The 15,880-nt window shown below is 63.7% G+C and carries 13 protein-coding genes; 4 read left to right on the top strand and 9 right to left on the bottom strand.

The window, feature by feature from the left end; all coding sequences use genetic code 11:
• Nucleotide 1: 1 nt before the first annotated feature.
• The 3 genes from derI to JHX87_RS06755 are packed head-to-tail and all read right to left on the bottom strand — an operon-like array spanning nucleotide 2 to nucleotide 2,005.
• Entirely contained in the window at nucleotides 2–463 is a 462-nt protein-coding gene (gene derI, locus JHX87_RS06745; protein WP_271883392.1) for a D-erythrulose-4-phosphate isomerase, read from the bottom strand.
• 11 nt (nucleotides 464–474) lie between these two features.
• The gene (locus tag JHX87_RS06750) at nucleotides 475–1,236 is read right to left on the bottom strand and encodes a triose-phosphate isomerase (RefSeq protein WP_271883393.1); all 762 of its coding nucleotides are present in this window, start codon (nucleotides 1,234–1,236) and stop codon (nucleotides 475–477) included.
• A gap of 4 nt (nucleotides 1,237–1,240) precedes the next feature.
• Entirely contained in the window at nucleotides 1,241–2,005 is a 765-nt protein-coding gene (locus JHX87_RS06755; RefSeq protein ID WP_271883394.1) for a DeoR/GlpR family DNA-binding transcription regulator, read from the bottom strand.
• A gap of 150 nt (nucleotides 2,006–2,155) precedes the next feature.
• On the opposite strand from JHX87_RS06755, the gene tkt reads away from it, so the two are divergent.
• A complete protein-coding gene (gene tkt, locus JHX87_RS06760; protein WP_271883395.1) occupies nucleotides 2,156–4,186 on the top strand; it encodes a transketolase in 2,031 nt (676 codons plus the stop codon).
• A 101-nt stretch (nucleotides 4,187–4,287) separates the two neighbouring features.
• On the opposite strand, the gene JHX87_RS06765 is transcribed toward tkt, so the two are convergent.
• The 6 genes from JHX87_RS06765 to JHX87_RS06790 form a co-directional block, all read right to left on the bottom strand.
• The gene (locus tag JHX87_RS06765; protein WP_271883396.1) at nucleotides 4,288–5,718 is read right to left on the bottom strand and encodes a sodium:solute symporter family protein; all 1,431 of its coding nucleotides are present in this window, start codon (nucleotides 5,716–5,718) and stop codon (nucleotides 4,288–4,290) included.
• A 268-nt stretch (nucleotides 5,719–5,986) separates the two neighbouring features.
• Entirely contained in the window at nucleotides 5,987–6,937 is a 951-nt protein-coding gene (locus JHX87_RS06770) for a sugar-binding transcriptional regulator (RefSeq protein WP_271883397.1), read from the bottom strand.
• Complete coding sequence (locus JHX87_RS06775; protein WP_271883398.1) at nucleotides 6,937–8,091, bottom strand: iron-containing alcohol dehydrogenase; 1,155 nt, start codon at nucleotides 8,089–8,091, stop codon at nucleotides 6,937–6,939. The genes JHX87_RS06770 and JHX87_RS06775 overlap by 1 nt, the downstream gene beginning before the upstream one ends.
• 12 nt (nucleotides 8,092–8,103) lie before the next feature.
• Entirely contained in the window at nucleotides 8,104–9,036 is a 933-nt protein-coding gene (locus JHX87_RS06780; RefSeq protein WP_271883399.1) for a sugar phosphate isomerase/epimerase family protein, read from the bottom strand.
• 2 nt (nucleotides 9,037–9,038) lie between these two features.
• Nucleotides 9,039–10,556: a glycerol-3-phosphate dehydrogenase gene (locus JHX87_RS06785; protein WP_271883400.1), complete on the bottom strand. Its 1,518-nt coding sequence runs from the start codon at nucleotides 10,554–10,556 to the stop codon at nucleotides 9,039–9,041.
• 1 nt (nucleotide 10,557) lies between these two features.
• On the bottom strand, nucleotides 10,558–12,120 hold the full coding sequence (locus tag JHX87_RS06790; protein WP_271883401.1) for an FGGY-family carbohydrate kinase: 1,563 nt from the start codon (nucleotides 12,118–12,120) through the stop codon (nucleotides 10,558–10,560).
• Between the two features lie 470 nt (nucleotides 12,121–12,590).
• Here JHX87_RS06790 and JHX87_RS06795 point away from each other — a divergent pair, with 470 nt between their 5' ends.
• Genes JHX87_RS06795 through JHX87_RS06805 form a run of 3 tightly spaced genes read left to right on the top strand, consistent with a single transcriptional unit; the run spans nucleotide 12,591 to nucleotide 15,852 of the window.
• Complete coding sequence (locus JHX87_RS06795; protein WP_271883402.1) at nucleotides 12,591–13,265, top strand: DUF2291 family protein; 675 nt, start codon at nucleotides 12,591–12,593, stop codon at nucleotides 13,263–13,265.
• A 2-nt stretch (nucleotides 13,266–13,267) separates the two neighbouring features.
• Nucleotides 13,268–14,791 carry a sugar ABC transporter ATP-binding protein gene (locus tag JHX87_RS06800; protein ID WP_272833884.1) on the top strand — a complete coding sequence of 508 codons (1,524 nt, stop codon included), beginning with the start codon at nucleotides 13,268–13,270 and terminating at the stop codon, nucleotides 14,789–14,791.
• 20 nt (nucleotides 14,792–14,811) lie between these two features.
• Nucleotides 14,812–15,852: an ABC transporter permease gene (locus JHX87_RS06805; RefSeq protein WP_271883404.1), complete on the top strand. Its 1,041-nt coding sequence runs from the start codon at nucleotides 14,812–14,814 to the stop codon at nucleotides 15,850–15,852.
• Nucleotides 15,853–15,880 lie beyond the last annotated feature (28 nt).

Consider the following 15,880-nt stretch of genomic DNA (forward strand, 5'->3'; position numbering starts at 1 on the left):
CTCAGCCCTTGTTATATTTGGCATCGACCTGATCGATGGCATTCACATTGCCTGCCGACCGGCCTGCGGCGTCGAAATTCATCGTCTCGGCCAGCCAGGCATCGGCGATGGCCTTGGCCAGTTCGGACCCGATGACGCGCGCGCCCATGGTGATGATCTGCGCATTGTTCGACAGCGCCGCGCGTTCCGCCGAATAGGTGTCATGGGTCAGCGCCGCGCGAATGCCCGGCACCTTGTTGGCCGAGATGCAGACCCCGATCCCGGTGCCGCAGACCAGAATGGCACGGTCATAGGTGCCTGCCAGAACCTCGGATGCGACGCGGTCCGACAGATCGGCATAGAACGCATCCGGACCGGCATCGGTGCGGCTGATCTCGGCCACGTCATGCTTGTCCTTCAGATGATCGGCCAGAACCTTGGCCAGACCTTCGCCCGCGCTGTCGCCTGCAATTGCCAGTTTCATATCATTCTCCTTCAGATCTTCGCGGCGCATTTCGCCAGAATGTTAAGATACCCCTCCACCTGCCAGGCCGAGCGGCCGATGAACAACCCGTCGATATGCGGGCATTGGATCAGCTCTTCGCAATTCCCGGGATTGACCGAGCCGCCATAGAGGCAGGGGATCTTGCGGCCCAGAACCTCTTGCGCGACCTGGATGATCTCGCGCTGGCGATCATCGGCGTAATCCGAGGTGGCGGGAATCCCGTTCACGCCAATCGCCCAGACCGGCTCATAGGCCAGCAGGATGGGCGCGGATTTCTGATCCTCGCGCAGCTTGCCAAGCGCGCCGCGCACCTGCGCTGCCAGCACCTCTTGCGCGCGACCGGATTCGCGCTCGGCCAGGGTTTCGCCGATGCAGATCAGCGGGATCAGCCCGTGGCGCACGGCGGCTTCGGTCTTGAGGCCGACCGTCTCATCGGTTTCACCGAAATATTCGCGCCGTTCCGAATGGCCCAGTTCGACGATATCCAAGTGGCAATCCGTCAGCATGGCCGGGCTGATTTCGCCGGTCCAGGCACCGGCATCGTCCCAATGCATGTTCTGCGCCCCGACCTTGACCGAGGTTTCGGCCAATATCTGTTTCACCTGCCGGACAGCGGTAAAGGGCGGGATCACGAAACGCTGGATACGCGGATCGCGTGCCGCATCTGCAGCGGCCAGCGCGGTCGCAAATTCCTGCGCTTCGGCCAGCGTCTTGTTCATCTTCCAACTGGTTCCGATCCAGATATCGGGCATGTTCTTAATCCTTGGCAATGGTCAGCCGCCGCCCTGCCCGCCGCATCGCGGCACTGACATCGGGGCCGGGTTCGGCATCGGTGATCACGGTTTCGAACTGGCTCAGATCGGCCAGCAGGTTCAGGGCAGAGCGGCCGAAACGCTGATGGTTGACCAGCAGAACCGAGCGGTTTGCCGCCGCCATCATCGCCTGCTTGGCCCGCACCACCGCATCATCCATGTGAAAGGCCTGCATGCCCGACACGGCGGGGGTCGAGATGAAGGCCAGATCGGCGCGCAGCCGTGACAGGGCCTGTTCGGTGACGACACCGAAAAAGCCGTTGAATTTCGGACTATAGCTGCCGCCAAGCGCGATCAGCGTGATCCGGGGCGCGTCTTTCAGCCGGTCGACCACCGCAAGATTGTTGGTAATCACCGTCAAGGGCGGCTTCTCCGCCAGCCGCGTACCCAGAAGCGCCGCCATGGACCCGTCATTGACCATCACCGTCATCCCCGGCTCGACCAGGGCCAGCGCGGCGCGGGCCATGCGGGCCTTGGCATCGCCATCCTGCAACTCGCGGATGCGGAAATCGCTTTCGAACTGCGTCCCGGCCTCGATGGTGGCGCCGCCCCGCACCTTCCGCAGCAGGCCGGTCTGTTCCAGATCGTCCAGATCGCGATGGATGGTCATCTTGGAAACCGCAAAACGCTCGGCCAGATCGTCCAGATCGACCGCCCGCGCCTCGACCAGCGCGTCCATGATGGCCTGCCTGCGCTCTTCGCGTTTCACGACTCACTCTCCGGTAAGGAACATCGGCAACTTAACACCAGTTTTCATTATCACAACATATATTTTGTGATTTTGTGATTTTATCTTGTGATCTCTGGTTGTGGTTTTCCGCAGGACGCAGTATCCGGGGGCAAACCCGGAGGACCGCATATGCCCCTAGATTCGCCCAAAGACCCGAAGATCGCCGAAAAGGCAGCCCTCGACCCCGAAAACTTCGCCCTGGCCAATGCCATTCGCGCGCTGTCGATCGACGCGGTGAACGCGGCGAATTCGGGCCATCCGGGCGCGCCGATGGGCATGGCCGACGCGGCTGCCGTGCTGTTTGGCAAGCATCTGAAATTCGACGCCAAGAACCCCGACTGGCCGGATCGCGACCGTTTTGTGCTGTCCAATGGCCACGCCTCGATGCTGCTTTACAGCGTGCTGCACCTGACCGGCTATGAGGACATGACGCTGGAGCAGGTCAGGAATTTCCGGCAATGGGGCTCGATCACGGCGGGTCACCCCGAATATGGCCATGCCAAGGGGATCGAGACCACCACCGGCCCGCTGGGTCAGGGTCTGGCCACGGCGGTCGGCATGGCGCTTGCGGAAAAGCGGCTGGCGCAGGAATTCGGCGATGATGTGGTCGATCACCGCACCTATGTGTTCGTCGGCGACGGCTGCCTGCAGGAAGGCATCGGGCAAGAGGCGGCAAGCCTTGCGGGCCATCTGGGTCTGGGCAAGATGATCGTGCTGTATGACGACAACTCGATCACCATCGACGGCCCCACCTCGGTCAGCTTCTCGGAAGATATTCCGGCTCGCTTCCGCGCGCTTGGCTGGCATGTCCAGTCCTGCGACGGCCATGACGGCAAGGCGCTGGATCAGGCCATTGCAGCCGCCAAGGCGGAAACCGACAAGCCCTCGCTGATCGCGATGAAGACGGTGATCGGCTTCGGCTCGCCCAACAAGGCGGGGACCTATTCGGTGCACGGCTCGCCCCTGGGCAAGGACGAGGCCGCCCTGACGAGAGAGGCGATTGGCTGGACCCACGCCCCCTTCGACATCCCCGAAGAACTGCTGGCGAAATGGCGCGCCATCGGCCAGCGCGGCCAGGAAGAGCGCGAGGCCTGGGAACAGCGTTTCGCCGCAAAGCCCGCCGATGAACGGGCAGAGTTCGAACGCCGTCTGGCCCGCCGTCTGCCGGGCGATTACGATGCGGTCGTCAAGGCCGCGCGCGACAAGCTGTTCGCCGACCCCAAGAAAGCCGCGACCCGCAAGGCCAGCCAGATGGCGCTGGAGCCGCTGACGGCGGCGCTGCCCGAAATGATCGGCGGTTCTGCCGATCTGACCGGCTCGAACCTGACCCGCGTTCCGGCCGTGGACAGCCAGTTCACCCGCGATCAGGCCGGGCGCTATATCGGCTATGGCGTGCGTGAATTCGGCATGGCGGCGGCCATGAACGGGATCAGCCTGCATGGCGGTTTTATCCCCTATGGCGGCACGTTCCTGGTATTCTCGGACTATGCGCGCAACGCCATCCGCCTGTCCGCGCTGATGGGTCTGGGCACGGTCTATGTCATGACCCATGACAGCATCGGCCTGGGCGAAGACGGCCCGACGCACCAGCCCATCGAACATCTGGCCAGCCTGCGCGCGATCCCGAACCTGACCGTGCTGCGCCCCGCAGACACGGTCGAGACGCTGGAAGCGTGGGACATCGCCATCCGTAATCGCGAGGTGCCTTCGCTGCTGGCGCTGTCGCGTCAGGACGTGCCGCAGCTTCGTCTTGAGGCCGGCGACGAGAACCTGACCGCCAAGGGCGCCTATGTGATCCGCCAGTTCGGCGAGGGCCGCGACGTGACCCTGATCGCCACCGGCACCGAAGTTGCGCTGGCCGTCGAAGCCGCCGAGGCGCTGCATGCGGACGGTCTGAACGTCGCCGTCGTCTCGATGCCATCATGGGAGCTGTTCGACGCCCAGCCCGAGGCTTACCGCGCCGAAACGCTGGGCAACGCCCCGCGCATCGCCGTCGAGGCAGCGGGCAAGTTCGGCTGGACCCGCTATGTCGCCAGCGAGGATGACGTGATCGGCATGGACGGCTTCGGCGCCTCGGCCCCGATCGACCGGCTGTATCAGGAATTCGGCATCACCAAGGACGCCATCATGGCCCGCGCCAAGGCCCTGACGGGCAAGTAAGCGTCCCCCCGCGATTACAGAAATGCCCCCTGCGAGGATTTGCGGGGGGCATTTTGCATTTCGGGATCTGCGCGTTGGACGACAGGGGTATAGCTGCGCCTTCAGACCTCCTGAACCTCATCGCCTCTCCGACGCTGCGCCGTACGCAGCATGAAAGGCAGCATCGAGCAGGCAAGCGGCAACCCGATAAAGACGGGATGAATGCCAAAGGGCTGGCCCAATAGCTGCCAGAGACTTGCCGCGCCAAGCCCCAGCCACATCGAAGCCACGGCGAATTTCGGGTCCAGATCGTCAAACAGCAATGCCGCCATGGCAGGCACAAGAAGCCCGCAGACCAGCATGGCGCTGCCAAGGATCCAGATCGCCACCAGATTTGGCGCATAAAGCGCAAGCGCGACAGAGATGATGGACATCAGGATCACGGCATGACGGCTCATTTGCAGCAGCTTGTGGTCATCCGTAATCTTGAACACCGGCTTCAGAATATCGTTCGAGATCGACGAAGCCCCGGCGATAAAGAAGGAATCCGCGCAAGAGACAACTGTTGCAAGCAGCACAAGGATCATCAGCGCCACAAGGGCAAAGGGCAGGGTCTCGTTCAACACGGCATAGTAGATGAGATCGGGGTTTTCGATATCGATGCCAAGCCCAAGCCGCGCCATCGCACCGGTCAGGACCGCCGCGCCACCGATTGCCATCGTGAAGACCACGGCTACGACGTAACCGCTATGGGCTGTGCGCGCACTGTCAGCAGCCCAGAAGCGTTGCCACAGATCCTGACGCACCAGTTGGTAGCCACCGATGGTCATCAGATAGACGAACAGATCCGCCGCACTGATATTGAAGATGCTGAGGAAATCGGGATGTTCCTGCAGGTAAGGGCTTTTCATCAGGCCAGCCACGCCGCCGGACTGGACGAAGACAACGGCCATCAGGAAGAACACACCGACTGTCTGCAACGCCCCAAGGATGGCGTCGGACCAGATGACGGCGACAAGCCCGCCCAGCCACGTTTTTGCTGTCAGCAGCAGCCAAGTGATGATGATGGCGACGAACAGATCAAGGCCGAAGACAAGCTGCAGCACGGTTCCGATGGCGACAAACTGCATCCCGGTGATCGCCGCATAGGCGCACAGGATGCTGATGACCGTGGGCAGACGTGCGGCGGTACCATAGCGGCGTACCATGAAATCGGCGATGGTCACCATATTATACCGCTCTCCCCACGCGCGGATGCGTGACAGGAAGAAGACAAGCAGGATGATCCCGCTGACGGTAATCGCGCCGGGCAGCCAGATCTGCCCAACGCCCGAGGTAAAGCCGCTGGACATGAACCCAAGCAGTGTCGAGCCACCGACCGCCGTGCCCACAAGCGTGCAGATCAGCGGAAAAAGCGAGGTCGAGCGCCCGGCGACGTTGTAATCGTCATAGGTGTGGATCCTGCGATAGAAAAACCACGACAGACCCATCAGCCCGATGGCGGTGGCGATCACGATAAGGGAAAGGATGATTTTCTCTGAGTCGTCGAACATGGCCTCGGCTTTCTTCTGAAATGTGAAGAGAATTCGAATAGGAACGGTGAACGACGATCAGCCTAGGCATCGCCGGATCGGTGTCAAACGAGGGGCCTGGAAAGCTCACAAATATTGGCCGTCAGGGGCGCCGCCGAAGATCTGGGCTCCCGCTGTCGGCTATCTTTGCGGGAAGATGCACAAGACGCCGTTGATCGGCATCGGGCCGACATCGGCGCGGATGGCGGTATCGCGGATCTTGGCGGCGACGCATCCGCCGCAACGCGCCCTACCCCGCCAGAACCCGCGCCGTTACCTCATCCGTGATCAGGCCCGACAACCGGCCGCTTTTCAGCACGGCGCGCAAGCCCTCGATCTTGCCGGGGCCGCCCGCGATGACGACGATGCGGCTTTCGGTGGGGCCGTCCAGCGGGGCAGAGAGCGTGCGGGCCGAGAGGGTGGTTTCCAGCACATTGCCCTCGGCATCGAAGAAATGGCCCATCATCTCACCAACCGCGCCGCCAGCGATGATCTCTTCGATCTCATGCGGCTCGATCATGCCGGATTCGACCAGTTGGGCGCTGGCATCTGCGGCACCAAGCCCGACCAGTTTCAGCGTCGCGCCATAGGACAGGTCCAGAATCTCTCGCACCCCAGGCTGGGCCATCAGCACCGCCAGATCCTGCTCGGAATTGGCAAAGAACGGCACCGGCAGCACGAAGGCCTGCGCGCCGGTCTTTTCGGCCAGCGTATGCATTACGTCATGCGGGTTGGCCGAATAGTTCCGCGTCAGGCCGCCAAGCACCGACACGAAGCGTTGCCCCTTGCCGTCAAAGCGCGGCAGTTGATGCACCGCCGCGGCCAGCGTGCGGCCGTGACCAAGCCCGATCACCTCATGCTCACCCCGCTCGATCTCGCGGCGCAGGAAGTTGGCGCCCGCCAGCCCAAGCGCGCGCAGCGGCACGTCGACCTCACCCAGATCCGGGGCGACCTCGCAATAATCCAGCCCAAAGCGTTGGCAGATGCTGTCCTCAAGTTGGACGCATTCGACGATATCGCCATCGATCGAGACCTTGACCGCGCCTTCGGCCACGGCCCGCGCGATCAGGCGGTGCGCCTTGACCGAGGGCAGGCCCAGCCGCTTGGCCACCGCCGTCTGTGTCAGCCCACCGGCGTAATGCAGCCAGGCCGCACGGATGGCCAGACTGTGATCGGGATCGCCTTTGCCATAACGTGCCATCAGCCTGCAGCCTCCATCAGTTGCATCAGATCCTGCACATCCAAGGCCGCCGGATTTGCCTTCATCGACGAAGAGCTTGCCGCAGCTTCCGCCGCAGCGATCCGGACCGTGCGGTCGATCCCAAGCGCGGTCAGCCCGGGCAGGCCCGCCTGCCGCGACCAGTCGGCCAGCAGATCCGCCGCCTGCGCCAGATCGGCCTGTGGCTGCCCGAAGGCCGCCCCGATCCAGCCGCCGACCTGATCCATCCTGTCGCGCAGCATCGGATCGGTGACCTTGGCGCGGTTCGCCTTCAGCGCATGTGGCAGCAGCGCGCCGCAAATCGCGCCATGCGCCGCGCCGGTCAGTCCACCCAAGGGGCCGGCCAGACCATGCACCGCGCCCAGACCGGCATTGGCCAGTGCCATGCCACCACAAAGGCTGACCCAGGCCATTTCGTCCCGCGCCGCCGCATCCTCGGCCCGCATCAGCACGGGCAGCGCGGCCAGCCCGCGCGGAGTGGCATCGCGGCACAGCGCGTCGGTCAGCGGGTTGGTGCGGGTGCAGATATAGGGCTCGATCACCTGCGTGATGGCGTCCAACCCCGAGGCCAACGTGATCGCGGGCGGGCAGTGATCGGTCAGGGCCGGATCGACGATCGCCAGATCCGGCAACATGCGCGCATCGCGCAGGCTGACCTTGCGGCGATGCTCTGGCACGGCGATCACGGCATTGCGGGTGACCTCTGCCCCCGTACCTGCCGTCGTTGGCAGGGCGACACAGGGCAAGGGCGCCCGATCCAGCGGCAGGCCCTGCCCTACGACCTCAAGATAGGTCATCCCATCGCGGGGTGCGGGCACCAGAGCTGCGATGGCCTTGCCCGCATCGATGACGGCACCGCCGCCGATGGCGACGACCACCTGCGCGCCCATGTCGCGCGCCTGCGCCACACCGGCTTCGATCAGCGCCAGATCGGGCTCGGCGGGCACCGGAAATTCCGTCACCGTGCAGCCCAGATCGACCAGCGCCGCCGTCAGCCATGCGCTGCGCGCCGAACTGCGGCCGTGAAGCAGGAAAACATGCTGACCAAATGCCGAGATCCGCGCCGCCGCATCTTTCGCCTGGCCCCGGCCAAACAGGATCTGGGTGGCGGTGGCAAAGGCGAAGGGTGGCGTCATCGGGTCATCCGATCAAATATTCAGCTTATGTCTACCGGTATCGATATATGGCGCCCAAAATGCAATACTCTCCGCGATATGGGGGATCACCATCCGGTCGTCAGGCTCTCTTTCCTTGAAGCTGAGCTCAAGACAGATCTCGTTATCCACCGCCCCACCCTCGGCCAGCGCCCTGAGCAAGGGGTCGGGCTGGATCCGTCCCCGGGCGTTGTAATCAGCAGTAAAAGGGCGATGGCCGCCCTTATCCAGCAGCGATTGCTTGATATGAATGATCGGAGACAGGCGCGGCACCGCGCCCGCCCAGGCATAGGGATCAAAATCACTGGGGTTGTCCGAGCTGATATCGCCATGGTCGATATCGGCCATCATCCACATCGGCACCGCCAGATCGGCGGCATTCAGCCGATCCTGAAGGGCCAGACAGGCGCTGATCGTCTCACCGAATTCGCGGCCCACGCTCATCGGTTCCCAGAAGACGTAATCCAGACCGGCACCCTTGGCATGTTCGGCCACCTCGGCCCAGCAGTCGATGGCGATGCGGATCAGATCCTCGCGGCGCTGCGGATCGTCGTAATCGCGATAGGTCAGGATGGCGAATTGCGTGCCGACCGACCTGCCGCCCAGATCGGCGATGATATCGGCAAAGGTCTTGAACCAGTCGATGTAATAGCGGCGCACCTCTGCATCGGGATGGCCGAAATGGTTCAGCCGCCCATAAGGGCCGGTCATGCCGCTTGTCACCCGAACGCCGGTGCGCGCCAGCGCCGCGCCCATCTGGCGGGTCAGGCGGCGGATCACATGGGATTGCCAGCTGGGATTGATGAATTCATGGGTCAGTTGCAAATCGCGGATCCGCAGATCGCGGGCGACCGTGTCGATCAGGTCGTCCGGATCGGCAAAGCGATTGACCAGCGGATTGGTGTTCAGCGAAAGCGTCAGCGCCATCCTCAGGCCCCCCGCGTCAGATCGGACGCATTGAACCAATCGGTGAAGTCCTGCTGTTCTTGGCTGGTCAGATGCAGCAGGTGCTTGGTCCGGCGCCACAGGATATCCTCGGGCGTTTGCGCCCATTCCTTCGCCACCAGATAGCGGGCCTCTGCCTCGTAAAGCTGGCCGCCGAAATGGCGCCCCAGATCCGCCACCCCGATGGCGCTGCCGACCAGATCGTTGGTGCGCGCGCCATAAAGCCGCGCGTAATGATGGACCAGCTTGCGCGGCATCCAGGGGTAAAGCTCTCGCATCAATTCGACATAGGATTCGTAATCGGCATTGGCCATTTCGCCGCCGGGCAGGGTCGCGTCTTCGGTCCAGTCGGGGCCCATATCCGGAAAGACCTGCCGCAACCGCTGCATGCCGCGTTCGGCCAGTTCGCGGAAGGTGGTGATCTTGCCGCCAAAGACATTCATCAAGGGCGCGCCATCGCCCATATCCAGATCAAAGACATAATCCCGCGTCACGGCGGACGGATTGCCCTGCCCGTCATCGAACAGCGCCCGCACACCCGAAAAGCTGTGCAGGACATCGTCGCGCCGCAGCTTTTCCTTGAAATACCGGTTCACGACACCCAGCAGATAGTCGATTTCCGACGCATCCGCCGTGACATCGCCGGCAGACCCGTCATAGGCGATATCGGTCGTCCCGATCAGCGCCATGTCGCCCTCATAAGGGTTGATGAAGATCACCCGCTTGTCGTGGTTCTGCACCAGATAGGCGTGATCGCCGGACCAGAATTTCGGCACGATGATATGGCTGCCTTTGACCAGACGGACATTTCGGGCGCTTTGCGCCTCGGCGACATTGTCGATCACATCGCGCACCCATGGCCCGGCGCAATTGGCGATGCAGCGGGCGCGGAAGCTGCGGATCTCTCCGGTCCTGTCGTCCCGCGTCCTGATAGTCCAGGCGCCGCCCTCTCGCCGGGCCGAGATGCAGGGCGTGCGGGTCAAAACCTCGGCCCCGCGCTCGGCCGCATCGACGGCGTTCAGCACGACCAGCCGGGCGTCATCGACCCAGCAATCGGAATATTCGAAGCCCTTGAAATAGCGATCCAGCAGCGGCGCCCCCTGCGGGTCGCGGCGCAGATCCAGCGTGCGCGTGCCCGGCAGGCGCTTTCGCCCGCCCAGATTGTCATAGAGAAACAGCCCCAGCCGGATCAGCCATGCCGGGCGATCCTGCGGCGAATGCGGCAGAACGAAGCGCATCGGCCAGATGATATGCGGCGCGGCGCGCAACAGCACCTCGCGTTCGATCAGCGCCTCGCGCACCAGCCGGAATTCGTAATATTCCAGATAGCGCAGCCCGCCATGGACCAGCTTGCCCGAACGCGACGAGGTGCCCTGCGCCAGATCGTCCTTTTCGCACAGCACCACGCGCAGCCCGCGACCGGCCGCATCCCGCGCCAGCCCGGCGCCATTGATGCCGCCACCGATGACGAAAAGATCGATCATGTCGTTATCGCCTGTCATATCATTCTCCTGTCGGTGCGCGTGTCGATTTCAGGGCAGCCCAGGCCGGGCTCAGCGCCTGTCGCGATGTCTGAAATGCGGGGAAAAGCCTGTCATAGGCGGCCACAAGCTGCGGATCGGGCGGCTCTGCCTCGCCCAGCAGGGGCGTGACCCATTCGGCGATACAGCTTTCCATGTCGGGATAGGCGCCGATGGCCACGGCGGCCATCATCGCGGCACCTGCCGCCCCGGCCTCATCCCGATGCGTGACCCGGCCCGGCGCGTTCAGCGATGCCGACAGGATGCCGCGCAACGCGGATGAGCGTGCGGCCCCCCCGGTCAGGCGCAATTCCGACGGCAGCCGACCCATGGCGGCATAGCAATCGCGCATCGCCATGCCCAGACCTTCGGCCACGGCCCGCATCAGGTCGGGGAACCGGTGATGCTGGGCCAGCCCGACAAAGCCCGCCCGCGCATCGGCATTGACAAAGGGCCCACGCTCGCCCGCCTCGGAAATATAGGGATGATAGACGATCTGTCCCGGCGGGCTTTGCGCCAGCCAGTCGTCGATACGCGCCACCAGATCGCGCGGCGTCGCGGTATGGCCAAGATCCGACATGATCCCGGCGGCAAGGCCAAGCGCCCAGTCGATGTTCAGGGTGGCCGCCATATTCGTCTGAACCTGCGTGACGATGCCGGGAATGGGCAGGCAGATGACATAGCCGGTGCCCGCGCTGTTCAGATGCACGTCCCCGGCGGCCACCGCACGCAGATGCACCCCGGTCGAGCCCACGGTCGAACAGGCCACATCCCCCGCCCCGCCATAGACACCGGCGCCAAGCGCGGTCATCACCATATCGACATAGCCCAGACTGACCGGCGTTCCGGCCAGCAGGCCGGTCTGCTCCGCAGCGCCGACAGTCAAGGGATGGGTGATCTGGCTGCCATCGACAATCGGCGGCAGCAGTTTCCGGCGATGTGTCAGGCCTAGCGCCGCGATCACCCCGTCGTCATAGCTGCGCGTGCGGAAATCACCAAAGGTAAAGCTGGCTTCCGAGGGATCGGTGGCGCGGATGCCGGTCAGGTTCAGATACAGCCAGTCCTTGCAATGCAGCGCGACCTCTGCCCCGTCCAGAAGCTCGGGGCATTGCGCGTCCATATGCGCCATCTGACTGCCCTGCTGGCAGGTATTCAGCCCGGTGCCCGTGGCCTCGAATCGGGCGCGGTCGGCCTGCCGGGCCGTCAGCCGAGCGACGGTGGGGGCCGCGCGGGCATCCAGCCACAGCCAGGCATCGCAGACCGGTCCGTCACGCCCCACCAGCCAGGTGCCATCGCCCTGCGCCGTGACCGAGATCGCCGCCGTCCGCCGTGGCAGATCCGCGACCCTCTGGCCCAGCCCCCGCAGCGCCAGCGCGCAATCGTCCCATGTCTGCTGCAGCGATTGCGTCACCGCCCCGTCCTGCCCGGCGTGATAGCGGTTCGGCACCGAAGAGGCCGCAAGCTGCCGCCCGCCCAGATCGAATGCCACGGCCTTGATGACCGAAGTGCCGGCGTCGATGCCGATCAGGATATCCGCTTCAGTCATGGGCAACCTCTGACCTTGTGGAACGTGGATTCTTGCAGACGACAGATATGCGCAGATACCCCCCGGATGCGATAGCTCGGCAGGCGCGCCCCGCCGATATTCATTTGTGCTTATACCAGAGAAATCCGGAAATGAATGTATTTTTTTACGGACACAGTAATTTTTTTCAGTTAGCATTCTGGAAAGGGATGGCCCACCGGAGAGGACCGGGGGGGGCATTTCAGGGACAGGGGCGCCGCAAGCCACGACTGACTCGCCCCGAGAGGAGGAGTTCCGGATAAATGACTGAGAAGACATATTTTTGCAGCAGTTCCACCGGCGTGAAACCGACCGGGAATCACCCCGCGAATCCGGCACGGGCTAGGCGGTCGAAACTGATTCGGGCTAGGCTTGGTCCAGCGTCCCCGTCGTTTTCAGCCTGATCCATCCTGCGCCGATCCACGTTACACAACCCTATCGGAAGGCCGCCCATGACCCAGAATTCTGCCGCGACCCCGCAACAGCCCCCCGCACCCAAGGCCCCTGCCCCGTCCCGACGCGGGCTTTATGTCGGCCTGGGGCTGGCGGCGCTTGTTCTGGCCGGGATCGCCCTTGATACCACCGTCGTTCGCATCGGATCGGATGCCGATGTTCGTGCGCAGGCCTTTTCCGCAGACAGCTATGGCACCGCCGAATTCCCGCGCATTCAGGCTTTCCTGACGGAAAAGGCCGTCGATGCCGTGACGCTGGCCAGCGAGGTCATGGCCGACAAGAATGCCGCGATCGAGGCTTATGGCACCGCCGCCTCGACCGGGGCGATCATGCCGGTCAGCCTGACCGGGATCGCCGGGGAACCGCGCTCTGGCATCTATCCGCTGACGGTCGAAGGTGTGCCGGAAGAGATCACCATCCGCGTCCAGACCGGCCCCGCGATCAACGGCACCGAGCTGCGCGACGCGCCCGGCGATATCGCCTTTGGGCAGTTCAAGAACCAGATCGAATATCAGGATGCCGGATCCGGCATCAATCGCGCGATGAAAGCGGCGGTTCTGGACGATCTGGACACCGCGAACCTGACCGGCAAAACGGTCGAGATCACCGGCGCCTTTCGCATGATCAACCCCAAGAACTGGCTGATCACCCCGGCCCGCATGGTGGTGAAATGACCATGGCCGCTGATGCACCGCAAAATTCCGAAGTCGTCATGTCGGCGCGCAATGTGGCCAAATCCTATGGCCAGGTCCATGCGCTGAAGGGCGTGAATTTCGACATCCATCGCGGGCAGGTCACCACCCTGTTCGGCGAAAACGGCGCGGGCAAATCCACGCTGATGAAGATCCTGTCAGGCGTTATCCAGCCGACCAGTGGCCAGATGATCCTCGACGGTCAGCCGGTCAGTTTCGCCAATGCCAATGAGGCGCGCGACCGGGGCATCTCGATCATCCACCAGGAGCTGAGCCTGGCACCGAACCTGTCCGTGCGCGACAATATCTTCATGGGCCGCGAGATCATCGGCCCGGCAGGCGTCGATTTCGCCGAGGAAGAGCGTCAGGTCCGCGCCCTGATGGCCGAGCTGGAAGAGGATATCGACCCGCTGACCCCGGTCGAGGATCTGCGCCTTGGTCAGCAGCAGATCGTGGAAATCGCCCGCGCCCTGTCGGTGGACAGCCGCATCCTGATCATGGACGAACCCACCAGCGCGCTTTCGGCCAGCGAGGTCGAGGTGCTGTTCAAGGTGATCCGCGACCTGAATGCCAAGGGCGTCAGCATCGTCTATATCTCGCATCATCTGGAAGAGGCGCTGACCATCACCAATCATGCGGTCGTGCTGCGCGATGGCAATATGACCGCCTATGCCCCCCGGTCCCAGATCGATCTGGAATGGATCGTGCGCAATATGGTCGGCGACAATTACGACCTCGGCTCGCCCCCGGACAGCGACAAGGGCGATGTGGCCCTGTCGATCCGCAATCTTTCGGTGCCCGATCAGACCGGACAGGATCTGGTGCGCGACCTGTCGCTGGACATCCGCGCCGGAGAGATCGTCTGCATATACGGGCTGATGGGCGCGGGACGGACCGAATTGCTGGAAACCTGCGCCGGGCGCCTGCGCCAAAGCAGCGGCCAGATCGTGCTGGAAGGGAAAGAGGTCTCGGACCTGTCGATTGCGCAGCGGATCGCGCGCGGGCTGGCGCTGGTGCCCGAAGATCGCCAGCGCGACGGTCTGGTCCAGACCATGACCGTGGGTCAGAACCTGTCGCTGGCCTCGATCGCCAGCTTTACCCGTGGCATCTTCACGCAGCGCAGCGCCGAACAGAAGCTGATCGACGACACCATCCGCGACGTGACCATCAAGACCGATGGCGGCGGCGCGGCCATCGGATCGCTGTCCGGGGGCAACCAGCAGAAGGTGGTGATCGGCAAGATCCTGGCGACGAAACCGCGCGTGATCATGCTGGACGAGCCGTCCCGGGGCATCGATATCGGCGCCAAGGCCGAGGTGTTCCGACTGCTGGCCGAAGGCGCGCGCGACGGCCTGGCCGTCATCTATTCGACCTCTGAGGTCAGCGAATGCCTGTCCATCGCGCATCGCATCATCGTCATGCACAAGGGCCATATCTCGGCCGAATTCGATTCCAGCGTCTCGAAGGAAAAGATCATGGCCGCCTCGGGCGAATCCGTGGCTGCCTGAGACAAGAGCAAGGAAGAACCATGTCGGATACCGCATCCACCACCGCCGCTGGCAAAAGCCGCAACTTCAGCATCGGTCGCCTGCTGCTGGAAGGCCGCGCCTTCTTCGCGCTGATCGCGATCATTGCCGTTTTCTCGTTCCTGTCGCCGAATTATTTCACCGTCAGCAACTTTCTGATCATGTCCAGCCAGGTCGCGATCTATGGCATCCTGTCCATCGGCATGCTGCTGGTGATCCTGAATGGCGGGATCGACCTGTCGGTCGGGTCGATCCTGGCGCTGTCGGGCGTCTGTGCGGGCGCGATGATGCAGGGGATCACGCTGGATTTCGCGGGGGTCATCCTCTACCCGCCGGTCTGGGCGGTGGTCATCCTGACGCTGCTGGTCGGCGCGGCTGTGGGCGCGCTGAACGGCGTGCTGATCGCCTTTTTCAAGGTGCCGCCCTTCGTGGCCACGCTGGGCGTGATGTATGTCGCGCGCGGGGTCGCGCTGCTGATGACCAACGGTCTGACCTATAACAACCTGCGCGGCAGCGAGGATCTGGGCAATACCGGCTTCGCCTGGCTGGGCTTCAACCGCCTGTGGGGCGTGCCGATTTCGGTCATCGTGCTGGCGGTGATCGCGATCCTGACCGGGCTGATGCTGTCGCGTTCGGCCTTCGGGCGCTGGCTTTACGCCTCGGGCGGGAATGAGCGCGCGGCGGATCTGTCGGGCGTGCCGGTGCGCCGCGTCAAGATCACCGTCTATACGCTGTCGGGGATGCTGTCGGCGGTGGCGGGGCTGGTGCTGGCCTCGCAGCTGACCTCGGCCGGGCCGACGGCGGGCATGACCTACGAACTGACGGCCATCGCCGCCGTGGTCATCGGCGGGGCCGCCCTGACCGGCGGGCGCGGCAATGTGCGCGGCACGATGCTGGGCGCCTTCGTGATCGGCTTTCTGTCAGCGGGCCTCGTCATCATCGGCGTGTCCTCTTACTGGCAGACGGTCTTCACCGGCGCGGTAATCGTGCTGGCCGTGCTGCTGAACTCTTTGCAATATGGCGGCGGCAGCCGCCGGGGATAGCGCGTTACGACATTCCCCGCCGGGCCAC

Source organism: Paracoccus fistulariae (assembly GCF_028553785.1).
In the GTDB taxonomy this organism is placed as follows: domain Bacteria; phylum Pseudomonadota; class Alphaproteobacteria; order Rhodobacterales; family Rhodobacteraceae; genus Paracoccus; species Paracoccus fistulariae.

Coding starts and splice junctions, on each gene's coding strand:
- derI (WP_271883392.1), bottom strand. CDS start 463: ATGAAACTGGCAATTGCAGGCGACAGCGCGGGCGAAGGTCTGGCCAAG.
- JHX87_RS06750 (WP_271883393.1), bottom strand. CDS start 1,236: ATGCCCGATATCTGGATCGGAACCAGTTGGAAGATGAACAAGACGCTG.
- tkt (WP_271883395.1), top strand. CDS start 2,156: ATGCCCCTAGATTCGCCCAAAGACCCGAAGATCGCCGAAAAGGCAGCC.
- JHX87_RS06765 (WP_271883396.1), bottom strand. CDS start 5,718: ATGTTCGACGACTCAGAGAAAATCATCCTTTCCCTTATCGTGATCGCC.
- JHX87_RS06770 (WP_271883397.1), bottom strand. CDS start 6,937: ATGGCACGTTATGGCAAAGGCGATCCCGATCACAGTCTGGCCATCCGT.
- JHX87_RS06775 (WP_271883398.1), bottom strand. CDS start 8,091: ATGACGCCACCCTTCGCCTTTGCCACCGCCACCCAGATCCTGTTTGGC.
- JHX87_RS06780 (WP_271883399.1), bottom strand. CDS start 9,036: ATGGCGCTGACGCTTTCGCTGAACACCAATCCGCTGGTCAATCGCTTT.
- JHX87_RS06785 (WP_271883400.1), bottom strand. CDS start 10,556: ATGACAGGCGATAACGACATGATCGATCTTTTCGTCATCGGTGGCGGC.
- JHX87_RS06790 (WP_271883401.1), bottom strand. CDS start 12,120: ATGACTGAAGCGGATATCCTGATCGGCATCGACGCCGGCACTTCGGTC.
- JHX87_RS06795 (WP_271883402.1), top strand. CDS start 12,591: ATGACCCAGAATTCTGCCGCGACCCCGCAACAGCCCCCCGCACCCAAG.
- JHX87_RS06800 (WP_272833884.1), top strand. CDS start 13,268: ATGGCCGCTGATGCACCGCAAAATTCCGAAGTCGTCATGTCGGCGCGC.
- JHX87_RS06805 (WP_271883404.1), top strand. CDS start 14,812: ATGTCGGATACCGCATCCACCACCGCCGCTGGCAAAAGCCGCAACTTC.